Annotated in this window: 18 protein-coding genes; 11 read left to right on the top strand and 7 right to left on the bottom strand. The window is 56.8% G+C overall.

Translation table 11 applies throughout. The annotated features are described in order from the left end of the window. Nucleotides 1-135: 135 nt before the first annotated feature. On the bottom strand, nt 136-2430 hold the full coding sequence (gene ptsP / locus KQ940_RS15940; protein WP_217414754.1) for a phosphoenolpyruvate--protein phosphotransferase: 2295 nt from the start codon (nt 2428-2430) through the stop codon (nt 136-138). Between the two features lie 198 nt (nt 2431-2628). Here ptsP and KQ940_RS15935 point away from each other — a divergent pair, with 198 nt between their 5' ends. Further along, nucleotides 2629-5166 carry an EAL domain-containing protein gene (locus KQ940_RS15935; RefSeq protein ID WP_217414752.1) on the top strand — a complete coding sequence of 846 codons (2538 nt, stop codon included), beginning with the start codon at nt 2629-2631 and terminating at the stop codon, nt 5164-5166. Then, a complete protein-coding gene (locus KQ940_RS15930; RefSeq protein WP_217414751.1) occupies nt 5163-5393 on the top strand; it encodes a hypothetical protein in 231 nt (76 codons plus the stop codon). The genes KQ940_RS15935 and KQ940_RS15930 overlap by 4 nt, the downstream gene beginning before the upstream one ends. 274 nt (nt 5394-5667) lie before the next feature. On the opposite strand, the gene KQ940_RS15925 is transcribed toward KQ940_RS15930, so the two are convergent. The 3 genes from KQ940_RS15925 to KQ940_RS15915 all read right to left on the bottom strand — a co-directional run bounded on the left by KQ940_RS15925 (nt 5668) and on the right by KQ940_RS15915 (nt 6856). Further along, on the bottom strand, nt 5668-5811 hold the full coding sequence (locus tag KQ940_RS15925; protein ID WP_217414750.1) for a hypothetical protein: 144 nt from the start codon (nt 5809-5811) through the stop codon (nt 5668-5670). Between the two features lie 117 nt (nt 5812-5928). Further along, nucleotides 5929-6189 carry a GrxA family glutaredoxin gene (locus tag KQ940_RS15920; RefSeq protein ID WP_217414749.1) on the bottom strand — a complete coding sequence of 87 codons (261 nt, stop codon included), beginning with the start codon at nt 6187-6189 and terminating at the stop codon, nt 5929-5931. A gap of 100 nt (nt 6190-6289) precedes the next feature. Beyond that, nucleotides 6290-6856 carry a TIGR04211 family SH3 domain-containing protein gene (locus KQ940_RS15915; RefSeq protein ID WP_217414748.1) on the bottom strand — a complete coding sequence of 189 codons (567 nt, stop codon included), beginning with the start codon at nt 6854-6856 and terminating at the stop codon, nt 6290-6292. 326 nt (nt 6857-7182) lie between these two features. Here KQ940_RS15915 and KQ940_RS15910 point away from each other — a divergent pair, with 326 nt between their 5' ends. Next, on the top strand, nt 7183-7989 hold the full coding sequence (locus KQ940_RS15910) for a mechanosensitive ion channel family protein (protein ID WP_217414747.1): 807 nt from the start codon (nt 7183-7185) through the stop codon (nt 7987-7989). A gap of 139 nt (nt 7990-8128) precedes the next feature. Here the strand turns inward: KQ940_RS15910 and yidD are convergent, their stop codons facing one another. The 3 genes from yidD to KQ940_RS15895 all read right to left on the bottom strand — a co-directional run bounded on the left by yidD (nt 8129) and on the right by KQ940_RS15895 (nt 11918). Beyond that, entirely contained in the window at nt 8129-8419 is a 291-nt protein-coding gene (yidD, locus tag KQ940_RS15905; protein WP_217414745.1) for a membrane protein insertion efficiency factor YidD, read from the bottom strand. Nucleotides 8420-8509: 90 nt separating this feature from the next. Next, the gene (gene mqo, locus KQ940_RS15900; protein ID WP_343222670.1) at nt 8510-10063 is read right to left on the bottom strand and encodes a malate dehydrogenase (quinone); all 1554 of its coding nucleotides are present in this window, start codon (nt 10061-10063) and stop codon (nt 8510-8512) included. A gap of 466 nt (nt 10064-10529) precedes the next feature. Further along, entirely contained in the window at nt 10530-11918 is a 1389-nt protein-coding gene (locus KQ940_RS15895) for a PhoH family protein (protein WP_217414743.1), read from the bottom strand. Between the two features lie 210 nt (nt 11919-12128). Between KQ940_RS15895 and ppnN the strand changes: the two genes are divergently transcribed. The 8 genes from ppnN (at nt 12129) to KQ940_RS15855 (ending at nt 24725) form a co-directional block, all read left to right on the top strand. After that, nucleotides 12129-13523, top strand: a complete 1395-nt coding sequence (gene ppnN / locus KQ940_RS15890; RefSeq protein ID WP_217414742.1) for a nucleotide 5'-monophosphate nucleosidase PpnN — start codon at nt 12129-12131, stop codon at nt 13521-13523. A gap of 383 nt (nt 13524-13906) precedes the next feature. Next, on the top strand, nt 13907-14758 hold the full coding sequence (locus KQ940_RS15885) for a M23 family metallopeptidase (RefSeq protein WP_343222668.1): 852 nt from the start codon (nt 13907-13909) through the stop codon (nt 14756-14758). Next, on the top strand, nt 14707-15198 hold the full coding sequence (locus tag KQ940_RS15880) for a bactofilin family protein (RefSeq protein ID WP_217414740.1): 492 nt from the start codon (nt 14707-14709) through the stop codon (nt 15196-15198). The genes KQ940_RS15885 and KQ940_RS15880 overlap by 52 nt, the downstream gene beginning before the upstream one ends. Before the next feature lie 30 nt (nt 15199-15228). Next, on the top strand, nt 15229-16032 hold the full coding sequence (locus KQ940_RS15875; protein ID WP_217414738.1) for a class II glutamine amidotransferase: 804 nt from the start codon (nt 15229-15231) through the stop codon (nt 16030-16032). Beyond that, complete coding sequence (locus tag KQ940_RS15870; RefSeq protein WP_217414737.1) at nt 16032-17669, top strand: AMP-binding protein; 1638 nt, start codon at nt 16032-16034, stop codon at nt 17667-17669. The genes KQ940_RS15875 and KQ940_RS15870 overlap by 1 nt, the downstream gene beginning before the upstream one ends. 70 nt (nt 17670-17739) lie before the next feature. Further along, nucleotides 17740-21666 (top strand): ATP-dependent RNA helicase HrpA, encoded by a 3927-nt coding sequence (hrpA, locus tag KQ940_RS15865; protein ID WP_246590126.1) that lies wholly within the window; start codon nt 17740-17742, stop codon nt 21664-21666. A 413-nt stretch (nt 21667-22079) separates the two neighbouring features. Beyond that, nucleotides 22080-23006: a porin gene (locus KQ940_RS15860; protein ID WP_217414736.1), complete on the top strand. Its 927-nt coding sequence runs from the start codon at nt 22080-22082 to the stop codon at nt 23004-23006. A 240-nt stretch (nt 23007-23246) separates the two neighbouring features. Further along, the gene (locus tag KQ940_RS15855) at nt 23247-24725 is read left to right on the top strand and encodes a protein adenylyltransferase SelO (RefSeq protein WP_217414735.1); all 1479 of its coding nucleotides are present in this window, start codon (nt 23247-23249) and stop codon (nt 24723-24725) included. The last annotated feature ends 18 nt before the right edge of the window (nt 24726-24743 follow it).

Raw genomic sequence — 24743 nt, 5'->3', positions numbered from 1 at the left:
GGCGCAATTGGACGGCAGATGCGCGTTTGCGGCAAGCAAAATATGCAGTTTTAAAATGAATTTTTTTCTTGTTCGGTGTTAGGTAGATGAATTGCTTGTGTCGCCAGGGCGGCACAGAGCCGCCCGTTCGGGTGATCAATGCGGTTGTTCAGTGCTCTCCGGCGGCTGGCGATGGTCAGAGGACCAGCCCAGACGTTCGAGCACCGGCGCAAACAGCGCTCTTATCTGAGTTTCGTCGGAGCAATCGTGTGCCCGCTCCAGCAGCGGTAGCAGGTCGGCCTTGCGTAACGAGCGGATCAGCAGTTTGATCTTCGGTATGTTGTAGGCGCTGAGGCTCAGGCAGTCGTAACCCAGGGCGACCAGCATCAGCACGGCCACCGGATCCGATGCCATTTCACCGCAAAGGGATACCGGCAGCTTGAGCTGCCTGCACTGGCCGACGATCTGTTCCAGTGCGACCAGCATGGCCGGATGCATGTTGTCGAACAGGTTCGATACCCTGGGGTTGTTGCGGTCAACCGCCAGCAGGTACTGGGTCAGATCGTTCGAGCCCACGGAAACGAAATCGATATAGGGCGCGAGCTTTGGTAGAAGCAGCATTGCCGAGGGGACCTCGATCATCATCCCTATTTCCGGTATGCCGACCTCTACGCCGTCCCGTTTCAATGCCTCTGCTGCCTTCTCCACCAGTTCTCGTACGGTCTTGATCTCATCGACGCGGCTGATCATCGGCACCAGCAGTTTGAGGTTGCCGTGCTCGGCATGCGCGCGCAGCATGGCGCGAATCTGGCTGACCAGCAGCTGAGTGTTGTCGAGCGTGAAACGTATGCCTCGCCAGCCAAGGTATGGGTTGCTCTCGTTGATCTCGAAATAGGGCAGCTGTTTGTCACCGCCAATGTCCAGCGTGCGCATCGAGACCGGTCGCGGTGCGTAGGCCTTCAGCACTTTGCTGTAGATCCGGTACTGCTCCTGCTCGGTCGGGAAGCTGTCATGGATCATGAACGGGATTTCCGAGCGGTACAGTCCAACCCCTTCGGCACCGCGCTGCAGACCCGGGGTCGCGTCAGCAAGCAGACCTGTGTTGGTCAGCAGTTTGATGCGCACGCCATCCAGCGTCTCCGCCGGCATATCCCGTAACCGGTCAAGATCACGCATGAAGCGCTGCTCCTGATCGATCATCCGCTTGTATTCGCTCATCAGTGCGGGGGGCGGATTGACCATGCACTCCGCCCGGTTACCGTCGACGATGACCCGCGCGCCGCGGAAGTGCTCCGGCTCGAAGCCTTCAACGCCCATAACCGCGGGGATACCCAAAGCATTGGCGACGATCGCGGTGTGTGAAAGGGTGGAGCCAGCCGTGCAGAGCAAACCGCGGATCCGCTGCTGCGGGAAGCTGGCAAGATCGGCGATGCTGATCAGGTCGCCGGCGAGGATCAGCTCCTCATCCGGAGCCTCGAGAACCTGCTGGTCGCGCGCCAGAATCTGGTTCAGGATGCGCTGCCCTATATTGCGTATATCTTCGCTACGCGCCTGCATGTAAGGGTCGCTGGACTGCTCGAACATCGAGGCCATCTCATCGACGGTTTGCTTCAGTGCCCAGTCTGCGGAGGCGCCGCCGTCGATCAGTCGCAATACGCCTTCACTGAGTTCCGGGCTTTGCAGCATCAGCTCGTAGACATGGAACAGCGCGCGAACATCTGCAGGCAGATGCTGACCGAGCTTCCCGGAGCCCGACTCAAGCTCTTCGCGCACCGCTTCGAGGGCATCGGCAAAATCGCTTTTCTGCTGCGCCGGGTTGCTGGTCATCGCTTGCTTGACGTCAGCGAGTGACAGGTGGGGGTGGATCAGCCAGAGGCGGCCCTGGCCGACCCCCGGTGCACCTTTGATGCCGGTATAGCGGCGATAGGGTGAGACCTCCTGAAGATTGGACATCCACTTACCATCTCGGTGCAGCTGGTAAAGGGTGCTGCCGAGCTGCGATGCGACGGTGATCAGAAAGGCTTCATCCTCGTCGCTGAACGGTTTGCGTTGATGACCCTGGATCACCAGAACGCCAACCAGTTTGCGCAAGTGCAGTAGAGGAACCCCGAGGAAGCGGTGATAGGGTTTCTCGTGGGTTTCGGGGATGTAGACAAAGCGATCGTCCGATGGCGCATCGGCCAGGTTGACGGCGCTCAGGGTGGCGGCAATATGGCCGACCAAGCCCTCGTTCATTGCCAGCCGCACCTTGCCGACGGCGGCGTCGGAGAGTCCCTGTGTCGAAGCCAGTATCAGCGCGTCCCGCTCCGGAGTGCACAGATAGATACTGCATACTTCGACCTCCAGCAGTTCTCGAAGACGTTGCACGATCGTTTCCATGATGGTCGCTGGGTCTTGAGTACGGGCGATCTGTTCGACCAGCGCCGTCAGTGTAGCGAGAGGATGAGGCATGTGTGTTAACTCCGAACGCGCGTTTCCCTGTCGTTAGATCATACAGTATTTAATTGAGGAAAATCGTCAGGGAAGAGGGATGTTGACAGTTTTTTGCAGCCGAGAAGGGGAGGGGAAATATCCTTATCCTGGCTAACGCCAGCTGTTACAATACGGTCATATTGTTAACCCCGCACAATGGACAGCGTTTCACCCTGCATGAACACAGATGTACTAATGAGCCATGGCATGTCGGTTGCGCAGATATGTCAAACCGATGTGGTCTGCTGCGATCCGGGCGATACTCTGGAATACGCGCTGGGGCTTATGTCCGAGCATCGTATCGGTTCAGTGCTGATTTGTGATGATGGCAAGCCGGTCGGCATGCTGACAACTCGTGAAGCGATGAGTTGTGGCATCAAGGCGGACGGACAGGGGCGTCAATTACCTGTTGCCGATGCGATGTCGACTCGGTTGCTGATCGTGGGTGCTGAAACCAGTGTCGATGAGGTGGGTGTCGAGCTGCTTGGACAGCGGCTGAAGCATGCAGTAGTGGTCGATTCCCAGGGGAAACTGATCGGTATCGCCAGCGAGAGCGATATTGTAAACAGCCAGGGCGTCGAGCACGATCTGTTTTTGCGCAGTGTGTCCGATATAGCCCCTTCTGGCGCGCTGGTATTGGATGCCTCTGCCCAGATGCACGAGGCGATAGCGCAGATACGCAACCATAACCAAAGCGCGGCACTGGTCCGCGATACGGAAGTGAACCGTATTCTGACCGAAACCGACGTGATTCGTATTTTGGCGTCGGGCGAGTCATTGAGTCGAACGCTGCAGGAGTTCAATCTGCCGGAATTGGTGTCGGTTAAGGCCGATACCAGCCTCTATATCGCCCGCAAGATCTTCCGTCGCCAGGGTTTTCGCCACTTGGGGCTGGAGGATGAACAGGGGCGGGTCACCCGACTGCTTTCCTACACCGATATCCTGCGCAGCGTAGAGCGGGACTACGTGTCGCGCCTGCGTCAGATGTTGTTGACCAACAGCGAGGCGCTGGAGCAGTCGATGCAGAACCTGCGTTTGATCGAGCGGGTCATCAATGCGTCGATGGAGGGAGTGGTCGTCACCGATGCGTCCGGTGCCATTCAGAGCGTCAACCCGGCATTTACTGCGATTACCGGCTATGACGCTCATGAGGTGATTGGGAAAAATCCCAAGATTCTGAGTTCCGGCCGACATGATCGCGCCTTCTACGATCGTATGTGGAGCACCCTGCGTCAGCATGGAGAGTGGCAGGGCGAGATCTGGAACCGAACGAAACGTGGCGAGGTATATCCAGAGTGGTTGAGCATCACCGCGATCACGGATGTCGAGGGGCGAGTTACTCAGTATGCGGCCATTTTTCATGATCTCACCGAGGTGAAGCGGTCTGAAGCGCGCATACAGCAGATGGCTCAGTTTGATGATCTCACCCGGCTGGCGAACAGACGTCTGTTCCAGGATCGGCTTGAGATGGCTACGCGCTATGCCAGGGACAGTGCGGGCAGTATTGCTGTGCTGGCGGTTGACCTGGATATGTTCAAGCGGATCAATGAGCGCTTCGGTCAGGAGTGTGGCGACGAGGTTCTGAAAACTATCGCCGATCGAATCGATGGAGCCTTGGGTGTAGGCGATACGGCTGGGCGGCCAGGCGGTGACGAATTCAACCTGATCCTGACCGACGTCTCCGAGGATGAGTTGCACGCCCGGATAGAGCATCTGTCCCGAATTATCTCGATGCCGGTGCTGGTGAGCGCGACAGAGGTGCGTATCACTGCCTGTATCGGTGCCGCGGTGTATCCGCTGGATGGGACGAGCGCAGGTGAACTGTTGAGTTCTGCGGAAGCGGCCCTCCACCAGTCCAAAGAGCTCGGGCATAACAAATACAGTTTCTTTTCGCAGGAGCTGCATCAGAAGCGCCGCTCCCGCTATATGATCGCCGCTCAGCTGCACCGTGCGTTGGAAAGGGGCGAGTTCTCGCTGGTATATCAGCCCAAGATCAGCCTGGAGACAGGCGCGGTGGTTGGTGTTGAGGCGTTGATCCGCTGGCATAACGCGGAGCTGGGTACGGTCCCTCCTGACCTCTTTATCCCGTTGGCGGAAGATACCGGGCTGATCAACGATATCGGTGACTGGGTGCTGAAAGAGGCCGTGGCACAGGTGCTGCGATGGTTGGATGCGGGATGTGCCGTGCCGGTTGCGATCAATATCTCGGCCCGACAATTTCAGAACGGTTCGATCTTGCAGCATATTGAGAGGGAGCTGGACCGGAGTGGTCTGGAGAGTCGATGGCTCAGTATTGAGCTGACCGAAACCAGCTTCATGGATAATGCTGAACAAACGGCTGAAACCTTGCTTGCATTGCGTGAGCGCGGGGTAGGGGTTTCGATCGATGATTTTGGTACCGGTTTCTCGAGCCTGAGCTATATCCGAACCATGTCGCTGGACCATCTAAAAATCGATCGCAGTTTTATCAATAGCATTACCGAATCGGAGCGGGATCGGCAACTGGTCAAGGCGATTATCGCCATGAGTCAGGCGTTGGGGCTCAGCGTGGTCGCAGAGGGTGTCGAAACATCCGAGCAGCTCGGACTGCTGCGGGAGCTTGGATGCGATCAGGCGCAGGGCTATCTGATCTGCCGCCCGAAAAGTGAAGAGGCGTTTGTGGAGTGGTTTGAGCAGTTCTCGGCCACTTCCCTGTTGAATTGGGTGAGTAAATGAAGAGCTATCTCTTTACGACCGAAAATGGCCGCGGGGGTGTCATGCTGTGTGATATCGACACACTTGAGGAGGCTGTGCCGTATCTACGCAAGCGTTTCGACAGGGTCGTGCGCGTTGAGCAGGGGCTTGAGCTCTGGACGCTGGAGGAGGGCTTTGGAGAGTTTCATCCACGTCCGGTGGAAGAGGTGCTGGCTAAAGTGAGCGGTGACGAGGGTAGTGGCTCATAGACTGGCTTCATCTGGTGACATTGCTGGATTTTTAATGCTATAGTATGCCCCCTTTTCACCACTGCCGGTAGCCAGGATGGCATGCTGAGTAGCGAGGTATGGTTAACGATATCTCGGCTAGCAAGTGAATTCGTTAAGGCCGCGAGCGTACTAGCGCTTGCGGCCTTTTTTTATGGTGTGACTCGTCCCGGGATGGTTGCGGGGCGGCATGTCGGCTAACTGTTGCGGAGATAGAACTCAGGCAACAGCCACCCCTGTTTCACAATTTGGGAGATTAACGGCGGCGTCGAGAACGATGCTCGTCGGAGCGGATGCGTATAGGGGCAACGTCTCTCTGTTGTTCGGTGAGCGCGTTGAATTGAGCCCATGTAAAAGCTGCTACGGCGACCATGGCCAATATAACCAGTGTTGTCAGCATCGGATCGTCTCCTTTCTGGGCTGGGCCGAGCCGTAATCAACCAATGCTCGGCTTTCGGTTCAGCTGGCAGTTCAGCCGGCAAGGCCCCGCTTTCGTATAACCTTGCCTGTACCGACCTTACTCGGTCTCTGCTGTCGCCGCCAGTGTCTTTTCGACAAAAGCGGCGAATTCAGTATACCCGCCGATGTATTCCTGACCACAGAAAATTTGCGGCACGGTCTCCACCGGCTTGCCGATGGTTTTTTCCAGATCGGCCTTGCTGATGCCCTCTACGTGGATGTCGATATAGCGGTACTCCAGCTCACGCTGCTCGCAGAGCTCCTTGGCGCGTCTACAGAAGCCGCATCCTTCGCGGCCGAAGATCGTAATACGTTGCATCAGCGTCTCCCTTGAGGTCAAAAAAATATGGCTTCATTTAAACGCCGGCCGATCATGTTGAACAATGATTATGATCTATGGAACTGATTGCCTGTCGCTATCAAAACCAGTCATTGCGCGGTTTGCGTCTTTTGGGCAGGTAGGGAATCAGCAGCCCTAACAGAACCCCGCCCAGCGCGACCAGGCCGCCATGGGTCAGCCAGCGGATCAGGTTGGACTGATCCATATTGGCTATCTGGGATTTGAGGGTGGAGATCTCCTTTTCCAGCTCAGATACCCTGGCCTGGCTCTGTTCGCTCTCCTGCAACCTGTTTTGCGCTGAGATTTGTAGCGTTTCGATCTCCTGCCTCTGCGCTTCGATGAGCTTGCTAGCTTCGGCAAGATCGGATTCCAGTTTGGGCATACGAATCAGGTTACTCGGACCGGCGTCAACCAGGGAGTCCGGCAGCCAGCCAACGCGTCCGCTTTCCGTCTTGATCTGAATATAGTCATTCTTTCGGTCGAGAATCACGACCGATTCGCCGCTGTTAACTCTGCCGTTGATACGATATTGATCGCTTGGGCCGCTGTTCATGAATACGTAAGCATCGTCCGCCACGTGCGCGGATTCCGCAGATGCCATTGCGCTGATAGGGCCCAGCAGGGCAAGAAGTAACACTTTTTTCATTCAACTGTCCGAAGGTATTGCCTGAAAGCCTGTTTAGGGAAATGCACCGTCGTCCGTTACGACCGATTTACAACAGTGACTGTACTTGTTTGGCTAAGTTCAAATTTGGATCGCTCCATACGGGGCGTTGTAAAGATCATGGATCGATGCATGGTAACACGCATGCGCTGTGGGGAGGGGCAGTGGTAGCGAATGTCTCGTTGTAATTGACTTTGCGCCCCCTGGCTCTCATGCTTTGCGTGTTGGTAAACGATAGGGTTAAGCCTGTGTAACCATAGGTAAATCATGCCTTTAGCGGCGTGAAACAAGGAATCGAGGAACTGTAGATGGAAAGCTTCTGGGATATCTATATTCTGCCTTGGGCTATCAATATAGCGCTGGCACTGGCGATATTCTTTGTCGGGCGCTGGCTTGCCAGGCACCTGGTAAATCTGGCCGGTCGCATGATGAGGCGTGCCGGTGTCGAAGAGATGTTGGTGAATTTCGTCTCATCGATCGTCAATGTGCTGCTGCTGCTGTTCATCATCGTGGCCGCGCTTGGGCAACTGGGTATCGATACCACATCGCTGATTGCATTGGTGGGTGCCGCAGGTCTGGCTATCGGCTTGTCGCTTCAGGATTCGTTGAAGAACTTCGCGGCGGGGGTGCTGTTGATCGTGTTCCGTCCCTTCCGCGAGGGTGACTTCGTCGAAGTGGCTGGTATCGCGGGTATCGTCGAGCACATCGCGATCTTCAATACCGTATTGCGTACCGGTGACAACCGCGAGGTGATCGTGCCCAACGGCGGAATCTATGCGGGGGTGATCACCAACTACTCCAAGCGTGAGACGCGCCGTGTCGATATGGTATTCGGCATCAGCTACGACGATGACCTGCGTAAGGCCAAGGAGATCCTGATGGATATTCTGACCTCCGACGAGCGCGTGCTGAGTGAGCCTGAACCGCTGGTTGCCGTTGCCGCACTGGCTGACAGCAGTGTTAATTTCAACGTGCGCCCCTGGGTTAAAACCGCCGATTACTGGGCGGTGTATTGGGATGTGACCGAGCAGGTCAAGCTGCGTTTCGACGAGGTCGGAATCACCATCCCCTATCCGCAGATGCAGGTACATACCAGCAGCGCGACAGAAGAGTAACTCTCTCCCTCCTGCTCCCTTTCCAGAGATGGCGGGGGAGCAGTTTTCAGCTCCAGCTTCTGTTCAGAATCCTGATTCCCGCTTGGCCTGGGGGCAGGCGTTCTATCCGCTCGTCCGATGTACAACCCTCGCAGTTCCGCTACTCGCGAGCCGTATGGTCACCGGGTTGGCTGGGCGTGTGGTCGCATCGCTTGCGAGGTTCCGGGACCGGATCGATGCCGCCTTCGCTGAACGGATGGCAGCGCAGGATCCGCTTCAATCCCAGCCAGCAACCGCGCAGTGGACCATGTGTCTCGATCGCCTCAAGGGAGTAGTGAGAGCAGCTTGGATAGAAGCGACAGTTACTGCCCAGCAGCGGGCTGATCAGATATTGATAAACCCTGATCGGAAATTTGAGTACTTGAATCAAGCCGCGGCGTAGCGCTGTCATTGCATCCCTCTCTGAGGTTACTGATGACAACATAGCGTGGAAGGTCACCCGCTGCCAATAGGTCGGCAGCGGGTGGGCAGACGGAGGGGGTTATGCAGATTGCCGAGTGTCGGCCTGCTGTACCTGTGCCTGCGTCTGCTTTTGCTCATGTAGCTGCAGCGTGCTCAGCGTATGGGCACGCACGCGCTTGAGCAGTTCCGGGTTGTCGTTGAGCGATTCGCCGTAGGAGGGGATCATCTCCTTCAGGCGTGCGGTCCAGTCACTGTGGCCGCCAATATTAATGAAGCACTTCTCGACGATGCTGATCATGGTGCCGACAGCGGTTGAGGCGCCCGGTGATGCCCCCAGCAGTGCCGCTATCGAGCCATCGGCTGCGGTGATCACCTCGGTGCCGAACTCGAGCTTGCCGCCCTTGTCGGCGTCCTTCTTGATAATCTGGACGCGCTGGCCGGCGTGCGACAGGGTCCAGTCCTCATCCTTGGCGTCCGGGAAGAAGTTGCGCAGGGCTTCGACGCGCGAGCCATGAGACTGCATCACTTCACTGATCAGGTAACGGGTCAGGTCCATGTTATGCATCGCCACCGACAGCATCGGCTTGATATTGCCCAGGCGAATGCTCAGCGGCAGATCCAGGAAGGATCCCTGCTTGAGAAACTTGGTGGTAAAGCCGGCAAAGGGACCGAACAGCAGCGCTCGCTGGCCATCAATGATGCGAGTGTCCAGATGGGGAACGGACATTGGCGGAGCACCGATCGGCGCCTTGCCGTATACCTTGGCCAGATGCCGTTCGACAATCTCCGGCTTCTTGCACACCAGCCACTGGCCGCTGACCGGAAAGCCACCATAGCCAGCGCCCTCTTCGATACCGGATTTTTGCAGCAGGGGCAGGGCTCCGCCACCCGCGCCGAGGAAGACGAACTTGCTGTTGACAGTCTCAGTGGTGCCGGCTTCGGTGTTCTTGAGCACCACGTTCCAGCTACCGTCACTCTGCTTGTCCAGATCTTTTACGATTCGGCTCAGCAGTAGGTCGAAGTTGGGTTGTGTGCCCAGGTATTTGGCCATTGCGCGGGCGAGTTCGCCGAAATTCACGTCTGAGCCGTAGCTGACACGGGTGGCCGCGACCTTCTCGGCCGGATCGCGGTTTTGCATCACCAGCGGCATCCATTCACGCAGCGCTGCGGGATCCTCACTGTACTCCATATCGGCAAACGCCGGGTGTGCCGAGAGTGTGGTGTGACGCTTGCGCAGGAATGCCACGTTATCTTCGCCCCAGACGAAACTCATATGTGGGGTTGGGTTAATGAACTGTCGAGGGGAGGGCAGTGCGTTCTGATTGACCAGGTAAGACCAGAACTGGAGGCTGACTTCGAACGCAGCGTTGATGTTGAACGCTTTGGTAGTATCGATACTGCCGTCAGGCTTCTGTGGTGTGTAGTTCAGTTCGCAGTAGGCGGCGTGTCCCGTGCCGGCGTTGTTCCATCCGTCTGAGCTTTCATGGGCCACATAGTCAAGACGCTCGACCATGCAGATCTTGAGCTCGGGATCGAGCTGTTTGAGCAGCATTCCCAGGGTGGTGCTCATCGCACCCGCCCCGACAAGCAATACGTCGACAGTTTTTGTAGTCATTTGAGTTCGCCAATTGATAATAAACAATGGGATACACCACGAACCCGGTAAAGGCTTTTGGCCTTTGCAACGGACTGACTGGATGCCATGTACCGCTGCTCGGGTATCGCCTTCCGAAACGATCGCCCGGGTTAACCAGCCGTCAGGATCGTTCGGGGAGGGGGTCGATAGATCGACCGCTCTAATCAGCCGCCCCTCACTTCAGTTCAGAGGAGTGTCTGAAACGAGAGTGCAGGGGGGATCTTCATTTTTTTGTAACCAGTTTATTGTTGCGGTGCATTATAGGCATTCGGCGCAGGAATAAAACCTGTGCGTTGAGTGTGAATCCAGCGCTGAAGCGCGGGGCACCGGTTGAGTGTCAGCTATTTCAAGGGATGCATGGCTATATACGACTTTCGTCGTTCTGACCAAAGTCTGAGGTGCACAGTGGGGTATTCCGCCTAACCCCGCCCGGGTCAGGGGCGGGGCTGCAGGCAGGTGGGGGTTAGAGCTGTTCTTCCGCGTACTCCGCCAGGCGGGAGCGGAAGATCCCTTCGAAGTGGATGCTGGCGGAGCCTTCGAATCCACGGAAACGTTCGACGATGTAGGTCAGGCCCGAGGTCAGGGCGGTCAGGTAGTTGGAGTCGATCTGTGCCAGGTTGCCCAAGCAGACCATCTTGGTGTTCTTGCCACAACGGGTCAGGATCGTCTTCAGCTGCTGTGGTGTCAGGTTCTGGGATTCGTCGATCAGTACGATGGCATTCTGAATGCTGCGGCCGCGGATGAAGTTCAGTGACTTGAACTGAATATTCGCCTTCTCTATCGCGTATTTGACGCTGCTCTGGGGACGCTCGTCGTGCTCATGCATCGCTTCCAGGTTGTCGTTGATCGAGCTGAGCCAGGGGGTCATCTTCTCCTCCTCGGTGCCGGGCAGGAAACCGATATCTTCGGCTACCGGCGGAGTGGAGCGGGTGACGATGATCTTGTTGTAGCGACGCTCCTCGATCACCATCTCCAGGGCGCAGGCCAGCGCGATCAGGGTTTTACCGGAGCCGGCGGCGCCGAGCAGGATGCTGAGGTCGATGTTGGGGTCAAGCAGCGCCTGCATGGCAAATGCCTGTTGCAGGTTGATCGGTTGAATGCCCCAGCAGCTCTGCTGCATCAGCCGTTCATAACCGAGGTCGAGCAAGGTGACCTTGTCCTCGCTGACGCTGATGGTGCGAGCGGCGAAGTCCTTGCTGTCATCGTAGATGAACTCGTTGGGGTAGGTCTCGGGCAGCAGGGCGCGGTCAACGCGGTGGTAGGTATTACCATCCTCCTGGTAGCTGTCGACCTGCTCCACACCCTCCCAGAAGGGCTTCTCCAGATGCACGTGGCCTGCCGGCAGCAGTTCGATATCGGATACCAGCTGATCGGTGCGATAGTCTTCAACCCGCTTGAGTCCGGCACCGAGCGCCTTCAGGCGCATATTGATATCCTTGGTGACCAGAACCACCTGACGATGCGGGTAGGTGGCCTGCAGATGCAGGGCGCAATTGATGATCTTGTTGTCCTTGTTGCGATCATCGGGCAGGAACCCCTGCCGACTGGTCAGCTCATGATCGGGAAAGATCGACAGGTGGCCAAGTTTGATGGGGCGATCCTTACCTTCAAGGCGGATCTGCACACCCTTGGTAATCTGGCTGGCATCCTTGGCGGTACTGATGATGTCGTCTATGGCTCTGATCGCGACACGAGCCTCGGCGGCGACGTTTTTCTTGCGGTCCTTGATATCGTCGAGCTCTTCCAGAACAGTCATCGGTATCGCGATATCCTGTTCTTTGAACTCATACAGACACTTGGGGTCGTGAAGCAGAACGTTAGTATCGAGGATATACAGCTTGGACGCAGTCATCGAGCGGTTCCTTCTGCGGAGGGCTATGAAACCAAAACTAATTCAATGGCTTCCCGTTTACAATTGTTGATTTTGCAAGTGCCTGTTTTTTAGTTGAATAGTAGCCAAAGTCGAAATGTCGGTTCATATTGAAGAGGCAGGTCCTTTCCCCGGAAAGGCGCTTTCCGGAGTTGCGGAGCTGTACGCATTAGCCTGCACAGGGAGGTCGTTATGATGACCGAAGCTTTTGTAAATGCCAGTGTCAAACCGCTGGACAGTCTCGACATGCTCTCGCCCTATGAGGTGGCCAAACTTCAGGATAAGAGCCAGGGAGGGTTGTACCGGCTGCTGCGCCAGTGTGCACTGGCGGTTTTGAACTGCGGTAGTGAGCTGGACAGCACGCGTACGGTGCTGGAGCGCTACCGTACCTTCGACATTCAGATCAGCCATAAACACCGTGGGGTGCAGTTGAATCTGATCAACGCCCCAGCCAGCGCATTTGTCGATGGCGAGTTGATTCAGGGTATCCGCGAGCATCTGTTCTCCGTCGTGCGCGACCTGCTGTATGTCGAAGATGAGTTCAGCAGCTGCTGCGATGGTCTGGAGCCATCGGCGATGGCCACCAATGTGGTGTTTCATCTTCTGCGCCACGCCAACGCGCTGCAGCCCCATGTAAAACCCAATCTGATGGTGTGCTGGGGCGGTCACTCGATTGCTCGCCATGAGTACGAGTACACCAAGAAGGTGGGGTATGAGCTGGGCCTGCGAGGCATGAATATCTGTACCGGATGCGGCCCGGGGGCGATGAAAGGGCCGATGAAGGGGGCAGCGATTGCGCATGCCAAACAGCGCATCAATGCGGCCCGTTACGTGGGCATCTCGGAACCCGGCATTATCGCGGCGGAATCGCCCAATCCGATCGTCAACGAATTGATCATCATGCCCGATATCGAGAAGCGTCTGGAGGCGTTTGTGCGGCTCGGTCACGGCATTGTGGTCTTTCCTGGCGGCGTGGGTACCGCCGAGGAGATCCTGTATATGCTGGGTATTTTGCTGCGCGAGGAGAACGGCAAGCTTCCATTCCCGTTCATCTTCACCGGCCCGGCGGGCAGCGAGGCGTACTTCGAGACCGTGGACAGGTTCATTGCGGAGACGCTGGGTGAGCGCGCCCGCGGCATGTACGAGATCATCATCGATGACCCTCACGGTGTTGCCGTGCGGGCCAGGGAGTCGCTCAAGGAGGTCACAGCCCATCGGCGTGCCACCGGCGAGGCGTTCCACTACAACTGGCAGCTCCATATCCCGCGGGCGCTGCAGCAGACGTTCGAGCCCACTCATGCCAATATGGCCGCACTTAACCTGTCGCGCAATCAGCCCGATTATGAGTTGGCCGCGCAGTTGAGGTGTGCCCTGTCCGGGATCGTGGCGGGTAACGTCAAGGAGCCGGGGATTCAGGCGATTGAGCAGTACGGGCCATTCGAGTTGCACGGCGAGCCGTCGGTGATGCAATCGCTTGACCGGCTGTTGAGCTCTTTTGTTGAGCAGCGCCGAATGAAGATCAATCACGAGGATTACAGGCCCTGCTTCCGTTTGGCACGTCCTGAGGGCAGCCAAACCGGAACCTGATCAGAGGGTTCGACCGGCCGCACCGGCGGCTGGTCGACATTCGCGATCTCAAATTTTACTTCTCCCGCCCACATATCCGTTGATCGCAAAAACTGAGGAAAGCAGCCCCGAAGGCACTGCTTCATCTGGTATAGCCGCACATGAATGTCGGGAAATGCACAGCATGCGTCTCCGCCGGCCCCTGAAGCCTGTCGCACATATAGAGAGGCGCCGTCTTGCCTGCTGGGGATAAATCACTATGACACAACTCTGGTAAGGCGTTATATTAGCCCGATTTTCTGGCAAACGGCGGGTGGTTGTTTTTGCGACGTAAGCTGGTAGTAACGCTGACGACCGTGCACGGATCGCGGCAATATACTCTGAATCAACTGGCGAAATATCTCGTGGCAGCCTTCTTGCTGATGGCCGCGCTGAGTTTTTTCGTCTCCAACCTGTTGCTGGTCAAAACGACGGATGAGCTGTTGGATCTCGAGGATACGCACCAACAGTTGGCCGATCAGTATGAGCTGATGCTGGGCACTCAGCAGCTCTACAGAACCGAGCTTGAATCCTTGGGGGACGCGCTGTCCCAGCTGTCGGTCGAGCGTGATCAGTTGGCGCAACAGAATCACCTGATGGGAACCGAGTTGGGCGATCTGGAGTCAATGCTGGGCATACTCGAGAGCGATTCGGAGATGACGGCGAAGGAGCGGGCCGAGGTGGCGAAGGCGGCCGCGCGTGAGCGCTTGTTCATGCTTTACGGGATACCGAACGGCGTGCCGATCCAAAGTGAACGGATTACCGACCGTTTTGGCATGCGGATGCACCCGATTCAGAAAAAACGGATTATGCATAGTGGTATCGACTTCAAGGCCTCGGTCGGTACGCCGGTATATGCCACGGCCGACGGTGTCGTAGAGTTCGCCGGATACAATAAGGGTGGCGGCTACGGCTATATGGTGCGGATCGACCACAATCTGGGCTTCAGGACCGTGTATGCCCACCTGCAGAAGGTGTTGGTCAAACCCAAGGCATTTGTACATAAGGGACAGCAGATCGGTCTTAGCGGCAATAGCGGCAATTCAACCGGGCCCCATCTGCATTACGAGGTTCGTCAACTCTATACGGCGCTCGATCCGGAGCCCTTCATGAAGTGGGGGCTGGATAACTTTGATTCAATCTTTACCGATGTCGAGGAGATCCCGTGGGAATCATTAAGCGCAATGTATCCGCTAAATCAAACCGCTCCTCAGTAACGATTATTGCTCAGGGAAACCGTTTTCACGGCGAAACCAGCGTTTCCGGAAAAATGCATGTCGATGGTGAGTTCGAGGGCAGCATAGACTCCAGTGACGATATCTCCATCGGCAAGTCGGGTCGCATCTGCGGCCGAATTCGCGCCCATGCCGTCAATGTCAGTGGTGAGCTCGAAGGCGAACTGATCTGCGATTCGCTGCATATCGAACGTGGTGGGCGCGTAGTGGCGAATGTGTATTGCTCTACACTATCCATAGATCCAGATGGTCATTTCATCGGTGAACGCCATCTCCCCGGACAGCAACGCAGGCTGACGTGGGAGGCTGAGGCTCAGTATGTAGATTCGGAGCCGATGCAGGACGTTGATGAGTTGGTGATCGATCTGGAAACCGGGTTGATCGATTCTCTGCCGGACCGGATCACACTGTCGCGGAAATAGTGGGTCTGGTGATGACTAGGGAGGCAGACAATGTGTGAGCTACTCGGCATGAGTGCCAATGTGCCGACCGATATTTGTTTCAGCTTCGCAGGCCTGATTCGACGTGGTGGAGAAACCGGTCCACATCGTGATGGCTGGGGGATCGCTTTTTACGAGGGGCGGGGGTTGAGGGCTTTTCACGACCCGTTGCCCAGTGCCGACTCCCGGATTGCCGAACTGCTGATCGCCTACCCGATCAAGAGCCGTGTGGTGATAAGCCATATTCGACAGGCGAATGTCGGGGAGATCTGTCTTGCCAATACCCACCCGTTCAGCCGTGAGCTTTGGGGCGTGATGTGGTGTTTTGCGCATAACGGTCAGCTGGACCGGCAGCTGTTCGATTGGCCGCTGACCTATTATCGGCCGGCCGGCACTACCGATAGCGAGTACGCCTTCTGCTGGTTGTTGGACCAGATCCGTGCACGCTATCCCGACGCCCCTCCTCAGGATCCTTCGGCCCTGCTTGAACTGGTGCATGAATGCTGTGAAAAACTCCGTGGCCTCGGTGTATTCAACATGCTGCTGAGCGAGTCGACCCGGCTGTTTTGTTACTGCTCGACCAAGCTCTCCTGGATTACCCGCCGGGCACCCTTTGGCGAAGCCCATCTGCGCGACCGGGATATGTCGGTCGACTTCCATAAAGAAACAACACCGAACGATGTTGTAACGGTGATCGCGACCGAACCGTTGACCGATAATGAACAGTGGCAGAGGCTGGCGCCGGGGGCGATGGTGGTGTTTGTCGATGGGGAAGTGGAGCGGCAGCTGGACAGTCCGGATAGGGCCGGGCATTGATGCTGACAGGGTTGACCGAGTTTATCAGCAGTTTAAGTCAACATTACGGTGATAGGCCTGCGGTTGGCTCCCTGGGGCAGAGCCTTAGCTTCACCGATCTCGACATCCTGTCGCGCCGCTTTGCGTCCTGGGTGCAACATCATACCGATCTTAAGCCGGGCGATCGTATTGCGATCCAGTTGCCCAATTGTGCCCAGTATCCGGTGGTATTATTTGGTGCGCTGCGTGCCGGCCTGGTTGTTGTCAATATCAATCCTCTGCTTACTCCAGAAGAGCTGGAACGCCAGTTCAATGATGCAGAGGCGCGTGCGCTGATTATATGCGAGGCGTTTGCCTGGCGAGCGTCCCGCGTGCTTAAGCGTACTCCGATTGGTTGTGTGATAACGACCCATATTGCCGATCTACACCCTCGCTGGCGGCGCTGGACGATCAGCTCCTGCGTGCGGCTGCGACGAGGCGCGACTCCTCGCTACCGAATCAAGGGCAGCCGGCCCCTGCTGCGAATTCTCAAAGCGGAAAGCGGGCGAGTTTGGCAGCAGCCGGGCAGCGAGGAGCGAGAGCTGGCGCTGCTTCAGTACACCGGCGGCACCACCGGACCCGCCAAGGGAGTCATGCTGTCCCATGCGTCACTGCTGGCCAATATCGAGCAGATTCGCAGCAGGCTGAGTGAGGCGGGTATGGATATGCCCCAAGTGGTGATGCAGCCACTCCCGCTGTATCACCTATACTCGCTCACCCTGGTACTGGCGATGCTGTCGCAGGGGGGCTATATCGAGTTGATTCCGGATCCGCAGGACCTGAAACAGTTATCGCGGGCGTTCGAGAGGAGCAAACCCACGGTGTTTGCCGGGGTCAATCCACTGTTCATCTCGCTCTGTCAGCATGCAGAATTTACCCAGCTTGATTTCAGTACGCTGAAGTTGACCATTTCCGGCGGAATGGCGATGACAGAATCAGCGGCCAGGCGCTGGAACGAGGTGACCGGTTGTACCATCACCGAAGGCTATGGGCTGACCGAATGTTCGCCTGTCGTCAGTGTGGCCAGGCCGGGAGCAGGTCATCGGGGGCGTGTTGGTCAGCCCCTGCCGGGTACCGAGGTACGTATTGTCGGCGATTCCGGGGAGTTGATGCCGGTAGGCGAGAGCGGCGAGGTTCAGGTGCGCGGGCCGCAGATGATGCTGGGATACTGGCGGCAGGCAGAGGAAACGGCCAGAGTGCTCCGTGATGGCTGGCTGGCCACGGGCGATGTTGGACAGCTCGATGACAATGGCGAGCTGCGTATCATCGATCGACGCACGGATATGATCAAAACCTCAGGCTTCAGTGTGTATCCGAGCGAGTTGGAGAATGTGATCAGCGCTCATCCCGATATTTTGGAGTGTGCGGTGATCGGTTTGCCGGATGAGGAGTGCGGCGAAACGATCAAGGTTTATGTGGTGGCGAACAATCCGCGTCTGACCATGCGCGAGGTCCGAGAGTACTGCCGCGAGCGACTGACCTCCTACAAGGTGCCCCGCAGTGTCGAATTCTGCCGCGACTTGCCGCGCAGTTCGATCGGCAAAGTGCAGCGCCGCGAGCTGCGGGAGATCGCCTTGCGGGAGCTGCGTGACGTACAGCGGGAGCGCCGCTTCTCCTGAGGGTGTTCGCCTATTCTGCATCTGTTGCGGTAGAATCCCGCTCCTGTGAAATTCCAAGGTTTATCAGCTTTTGACTGCCTCTACCGTCTGCGACCCTATTGCCAAACTCAGCTCCAGCCTGGCCCAGTGCCGCATTGCCGATCGCTTCAGATTGAAGCGTCGGCTGGATGCCGCCCAGCGTGAAGGTGCCGAGCCCGACCTCATCTCCGCACTGGGTGATGATATCGCGGCCTCTATTGCGCTTGTCGAGTCCAGAAGGGCGCTGCCGACCGCGATCGACTACCCCGAACTGCCGGTTTCGGCTCGCCGTGACGAACTGCTTGAGGTGATCCGCGATAATCAGGTGGTGGTGATCGCCGGTGAGACCGGTTCGGGCAAGACCACCCAGATCCCCAAGCTCTGCCTTGAACTGGGCTTCGGTTGTCTTGGGATGATAGGACACACTCAGCCGCGGCGGCTTGCGGCACGTAACGTGGCGGCGCGTATCGCAGAGGAGCTGCATACACCGCTGGGCGGGCGGGTCGGTTACCAGGTGCGCTTTCACGATCAGGTATCGGACGACACCCAGATCAAGCTGATGACGGATGGTATTCTGCTCGCCGAAACCCAGCACGATCGCTTTCTCGAGCAGTACGAGGTGCTGATCATCGATGAGGCGCATGAACGTAGCCTCAATATCGATTTCCTGCTCGGCTATATCAAGCGGATTTTGCCGAAGCGTCCGGATCTCAAGCTGATCATCACCTCGGCCACCATCGATCTGGAGCGCTTCTCCGCTCATTTCGATAATGCCCCGGTGGTCGAGGTCTCCGGGCGTACCTATCCGGTGGATATCCTCTACCGTCCTCTGCACGAGATGGAGGATGAGGATGAGCAGGCACTGGATCTTCAGCAGGGTATTTTGGCGGCAATCGAGGAGCTGACCGAGATCGATCGGCAAAAGCGGGGTTCCGGTCCAGGCGACATACTGGTGTTTCTGCCGGGCGAGCGGGAGATCAGGGAGACGGCCGATCTGCTGCGCAAGGTACAACTGCGCGATACCGAGGTTATACCGCTCTACGCCCGCCTCTCCCTGAAAGAGCAGAATCGGGTGTTTTACGGCGCCCGCGGTGCGGGAAGACGGATCGTGCTCTCTACCAACGTCGCCGAGACCTCGCTCACGGTGCCAGGTATCCGTTATGTGGTCGATCCGGGGCTCGCACGCATCTCTCGCTACAGCTACCGCTCCAAGGTGCAGCGGCTGCCGGTCGAAGCGATCTCCCAGGCCAGCGCCAACCAGCGCGCCGGTCGTTGCGGTCGCGTCGCCCCCGGTACCTGCATTCGTCTCTACTCGGAGGAGGATTTCAATAACCGGCCGGAGTTTACCGATGCGGAGATCCGGCGTACCAACCTGGCCGCCGTTATTCTGCAGATGCTGCAGTTGCGGCTGGGGGATATCGCCGAGTTTCCTTTTGTCGATCCGCCCGACTCCCGCTTTATTACCGATGGTTTCAAGTTGCTGGAGGAGCTTGGTGCGGTCGATACCCGCCGCCAGCTTACCCCGGTAGGGCGGCAACTGGCGCGGTTGCCGGTGGATCCGCGTATTGCCCGTATGGTGATCGAGGCGGCCCAATACGATGCACTTAAAGAGGTGCTGATCATCGCCAGCGCCTTGAGCGTGCAGGACCCGCGGGAGCGCCCGCACGACAAGCGTCAGGCGGCAGACGAGAAACACAGGCTCTATGCCGATGAGTATTCGGATTTCATCACCCTGCTGAACCTGTGGAATCTATATGAAGAGCAGCGTGCCGAGTTAAGCCAGAATCAGCTGCGCAACTGGTGCCAAAAACACTTTATCTCCTTTATGCGGATGCGCGAGTGGCGTGATGTGCACCGCCAGCTCCACCTGAGCGTTAAAGAGCTCAAACTGCGAGAGAACGTCGAGCCAGCCGAGTATGCTCCGGTGCATCGCGCACTGCTGGCCGGCTTGCTCAGTCACATCGGCAATCTACTGGAAAAGGGGGAGTATCTTGGCGCGCGCAATCGCCGTTTCCGCATTTTTCCAGGCTCCGGACTATTCAAGAAAAGTCCGAAATGGGTGATGGCGGCCGAGATGATCGAGACCAGCAAGCTCTATGCGCATCAGGTGGCGAAGATCGAGCCCGAGTGGATCGAAGCCCCCGCCGGTCATCTGGTGAAGAGAAGTTGGTCCGAGCCGCACTGGGAGAAGAAGCGTGCGCAGGTGGTGGCCACCGAGCAGGTGACGCTCTATGGGCTCATCATCGTGCCCAAGCGGCGGGTGAACTATGGCGCTATCGACGTGAAGACCTCACACGAGATATTTATCCGTAGCGCGCTGGTCGAGGGGCAGTTCAATACATCCGCTGCATTTTTCAACCATAACCGCGCGCTGTTGGCAGATGTTGAAAATCTCGAGTCCAAGGCGCGTCGTCGTGATCTGCTGGTCGATGAGGAAACGCTGTATCGCTTTTACGAGGAGCAGTTCGAGAAGCTGGGCGGTACGCATATCGTCAACGGCACCGGATTCGAAAAGTGGTACAAACAGCAGCGTCGAGGTAACCCCGACCTGCTGAAGATGAGCGAAGCCGATATTCTCCAGCGCTCGGCGGAGCATGTCAGTGCGAGCCGCTACCCGGATACTTTGCGTCTGGATGGGGTGGAGCTGAAGCTCGATTACCGGTTCGATCCCGCATCCTCCAGGGATGGGGTGACACTTCAGTGTCCCCTGGCGCTGTTGAAGGCATTGCCGAGAAAACGGCTGGACTGGCTGGTGCCGGGGATGCTGGAGGATAAGGTTATCGCCATCCTCAAGGGGTTGCCGAAGCAGTTGCGCAAGCATTTCGTGCCGGTACCCGAGTATGCACGCGCATTCTGTGAGCAGGCGGTGTTTGCCGACGGCGACCTCTACGAAGCGCTTAGTCATCAACTGCTGAGAATGACCGGGGTGAAGGTGGCAGCGGATCAGCTCAGAGCTTCGGTGCTGGAGCCCCACCAACAACTGAATATTCATCTGATCGATGCTCAGCAGCAGAGCGTAGGGGAGGGGCGTGACTGGGAAACGCTCAATCAGCGTTACTCGGCCCAGGCCGAAGAGGCGATTCAGTCCGGCAGCAGTGATGACAGTTGGGGCCGGGAGCAGATTGTTCGTTGGGACTTCGGTGATCTTGAATCCAGTGTGCGAGTCAAGCAGGCGGGTGGAATAGAGGTCGAGGCCTGGCCCGGACTGCAAGACCAGGGTGAGAGCGTAGAGCTGAAACTATTTACCAGTGCCGACGAAGCCCAATATAGAAGTCGGCGTGCGGTTGCGCGTTTAATGCTGCTCAGCATTCCTGAAGTGGTTAAGTATGTTCGCCGCCAGCTGCCCGCGATGGATAAAATATTGCTCTTGGGTGGAAAGCGGTTTGACCGGAAACGCCTGGAGGATGAGATTCTGCTGAAGGCGATCTGGCGTGCCGCCGATCTCGGAGATGATTCCCTCGTCAGAACCCGGGCTGAATTTGAATCCGCCCTTGAGCGCGGACGAGCCAGTCTGGCAGACAGCGCCAACACGCTTTGTCGGTTTGTACTGACCTGTCATCAACGCCTCCACTCGATAGAGAAGCGTCTCAGCGGTCGGATCGATCTGAGCGCTGTCACTGTGCTGAACGATGTAAAGCAGCAGCTATCAGCATTGATGCATCCCAGCTACCTGTCGGAAACCCCAGATCTCTGGTTGGAACAATATCCCCGGTACCTGGAGGGGATCGAAATTCGTCTGGAGAGGTTTCAGCGAGAGCTGCGACAGCAGATCCTGTTGACCGAACAGTTACAGGTGTTGCAGCAGCAGTATGAAAAGCGCCGGGAGGAGGCAAAAGCCCAGGACGCGCTGACCGACGAGCTCAGAGAGTATCGCTGGTGGCTTGAGGAGTATCGGGTTTCGCTATTTGCACAGCAGCTTGGAACCCGTTTTTCTGTATCGGAAAAGCGACTCAGAAAACGTTTGGCAGAGTTGAGTTGATAATAGCGTTGAGAATTGGCTTGCGCATCGAGTGGTGAACATGGACGAAAGCCGCAATGAATTAACTCCGATTGCCCCGGACAAAAGGATGAGATTCAGGTATTACAAGGGGTTGCAAGGGCAAAGGGGCTATGTTGTAATGCGCACAATTTAGGTGTGCAGAGCGCAAACGAGCGCGCTGTGGCTCCTAAGGATTGAACAGATTTAAAAGAAGTACAGGAATTAGTTTCCGAAGTGCTCAGATCTTGTTCAGTAAAAATGTTTTAAAAACCGGTGTTTGGCTTAAATCAAAAAAGTTCATTCACCGGTTTGAAATATTTAAGAATTATAGTATTTTTCGTAGCTAGCACTCCGGTGTGCTAAGAAAAACTAGAATTCACTACTAGTAAGTTGAATGTTGAAGGGGAAATTTGATGAAAAAGTCACTGATCGCTCTGGCTGTCGCTGGCGCTCTGGCTGCTCCGATGGTAGCTCAGGCTGACGCTACTCTGTACGGCTCTCTGCGTGTGAAAATGGTTGACACCGATACTCAGGAAATGGATATCGCTGACAACTCTTCTCGTATCGGTATCAAGGGTTCTTCCGAACTGTTCTCTGGCGCCAAGGCGATCTACCAGTTCGAACAGGCTGTAAGCTCTGAAGCTGGTGCATGGGCCGGCGGTCGTCTGTCTTACATCGGTGCTACCGGCGATTTCGGTACTGCCCAGATTGGCCGTATGTGGACTCCGTACGCGCTGTGGACCGTGTTCACCACTGATATCGTCGACAACGGCACTTCCGGTTCTTCCGGCTACGTGATCGGCGCTCACCGTACTCCGGAAACCCTGGCTTACATCTCTCCGGATATGGGCGGTTTCCAGGTTGCGGGTGCGATCCTGACCACCGATACCGACACAAGCAGCGATTCTGAAGTTGCTAACAACGCTTCTGTTGACGTTGCTCACGTTGCTGCCAAGTTCGAAATGGCCGGCTTCATGGGCGCCGTTTCCTACCTGGGCTACGACGAAGATACCACTGTCAGCGGCGGCACTTACGACGACGTGACCTCTGTTGGTCTGTCTTACACCCTGGACGCTCTGTACGTTGGTGCTCGTTACGAAGATCGTGACCTGGTTGCCGGCGACGACGAGCAGGCTTGGGAACTGGCTGGTTCTTACAGCTTCGGTAACACCAAGCTGCTGGCTAACTACATCGACGACGATGCTAACGACGACGAGAAGTGGTCTGTTGAAGCTCAGCAGAAGCTCGGCAAGCAGGCTCGTGTATTCGCTGCTTACGTAGAGCACGGTGATGACTCTATCGGTAACGGCGTTGAGCTGGGCTACCGCGTAGACTTCTAAGTCTAAGTTCTTAACAGAACTTTAGAAAAAAGGCTCCTTCGGGAGCCTTTTTGCGTTGTGGAGTTTTACTTTTGATTCGGCGCTTGTGCGTTGCAAGTACCGTGTTGGCCTGATTTTTGTAGCCGGACTTATATAAATAGCCTCAGTGGGCGGTATTTTTATCAGCGCGCCAGACTTTAATGATAGTTGATAAAAATGCTAAGGTATTAGCTCCGGTAGACTTTTAGAAGTCAGGCAGTCATGGCAAAAGAACAGACAAGACGAACACTTGAGTCCCTTCAATTCGATAACAGCTATGCTCGTTTACCGCAGCAGTGGTATCAGCGTACGGAGCCAGCGCCGCTGAAGGGCGCACGTTTGGCCGGCTTCAACGCCGAAGTTGCGCAGTTGATCGATCTTGACCCCTGTAGCGTGACGCCGGAACAGCTGGTGTGCTATTTCAATGGCGAAAAGTCGTTACCCGGGGCCGAACCGCTGGCGATGAAATACACCGGCCATCAGTTCGGTTTCTACAATCCCGATCTCGGGGATGGTCGCGGACTGCTGTTGGGCGAGGTGGTCAACCATAAAGGGGAGCGTTGGGACCTGCATCTGAAAGGTGCCGGGCGCACCGCTTTTTCCCGTTTTGGCGATGGACGCGCGGTGCTGCGCTCCACCATCCGTGAATACTTGGCAGGCGAGGCGATGGCCGGGTTGGGAATCCCGACGACACGCGCGCTATGCCTGATCGCGAGCGAGCACTATACGCAGCGAAACGGCATGGAACCCTGTGCTTTGCTGGTGCGTGTAACCCCCTGCCATATCCGCTTTGGCCACTTCGAATATTTCTATTACAGCCGTCAGCATGACCAGCTTAAACTGCTGGCGGACTACAGTATCGATCGCTATTACCCCCAGTGCCGTGAAGCCGATAATCCCTATCTGGCACTCTTTCTGGAGGTACAGGAGCGCACAGCTGAGCTGGTGGCACTCTGGCAGAGTTACGATTTCGTCCACGGCGTATTGAATACCGATAATATGTCGATTCTGGGCGAGACCTTCGATTATGGCCCCTATACCTTTATGGATTGGCATGAACCGGACCATATCGCCAACAAGAATGATGACCAGGGACGCTACGCGTTCAAGCGTCAGCCGGAGATTGTGTTGTGGAACTTGAGCGCATTCGCCCAGGCGCTGGTTCCCCTCGTGCCGCAAGAGGCGTTGGAGCAGGCGCTGACCAGGTTTATGGGCCGTTTCAGATATCATGAGCTAAAGCGCATGCGAGCGCGGCTAGGGTTGCAGCAGGAAGATGAGGGTGATGCAGCGTTGGTTGTTGAATTGCGACGGCTGGCTGCGGCAAACCGGCTCGATCTTGCCCGCTTTTTTTACCATCTGTCGGAGCAGCCTGCCGAAGAGCTCCTGGCTTCTGAGTTGGGGCTGTGCGAGTCCGTGCCTGAGTTGTCCGAATGGCTGAAGACGTATTGGAGGCGCCTTGCGCTTGAGGTAGCCAGCCCTCCGATCAGGGAGGCGCAGATGCGTGCGGTCAATCCGCGTTATATTCTGCGCAACTACATGGCGGAAGAGGTGATTCGGGAGGCGCACGCAGGAAATTACGCGCCGTTGAACGACCTTCTGCCATTGCTGCGAGAGCCGGCAAAGGTAGATCCCAAACTGGATCGCTATGCGGGTATGCCGCCGGACTGGGCGGGGGCTATCTGTCTGACCTGCTCATCCTGATAGCCCCACCGCTTGAGG

It is taken from the genome of Marinobacterium ramblicola (genome assembly GCF_019084545.1).
Lineage (GTDB): Bacteria > Pseudomonadota > Gammaproteobacteria > Pseudomonadales > Balneatricaceae > Marinobacterium_D > Marinobacterium_D ramblicola.
Note: the sequence above shows the minus strand (reverse complement) of the source record. Positions and strands in the feature narration are given on the sequence as shown.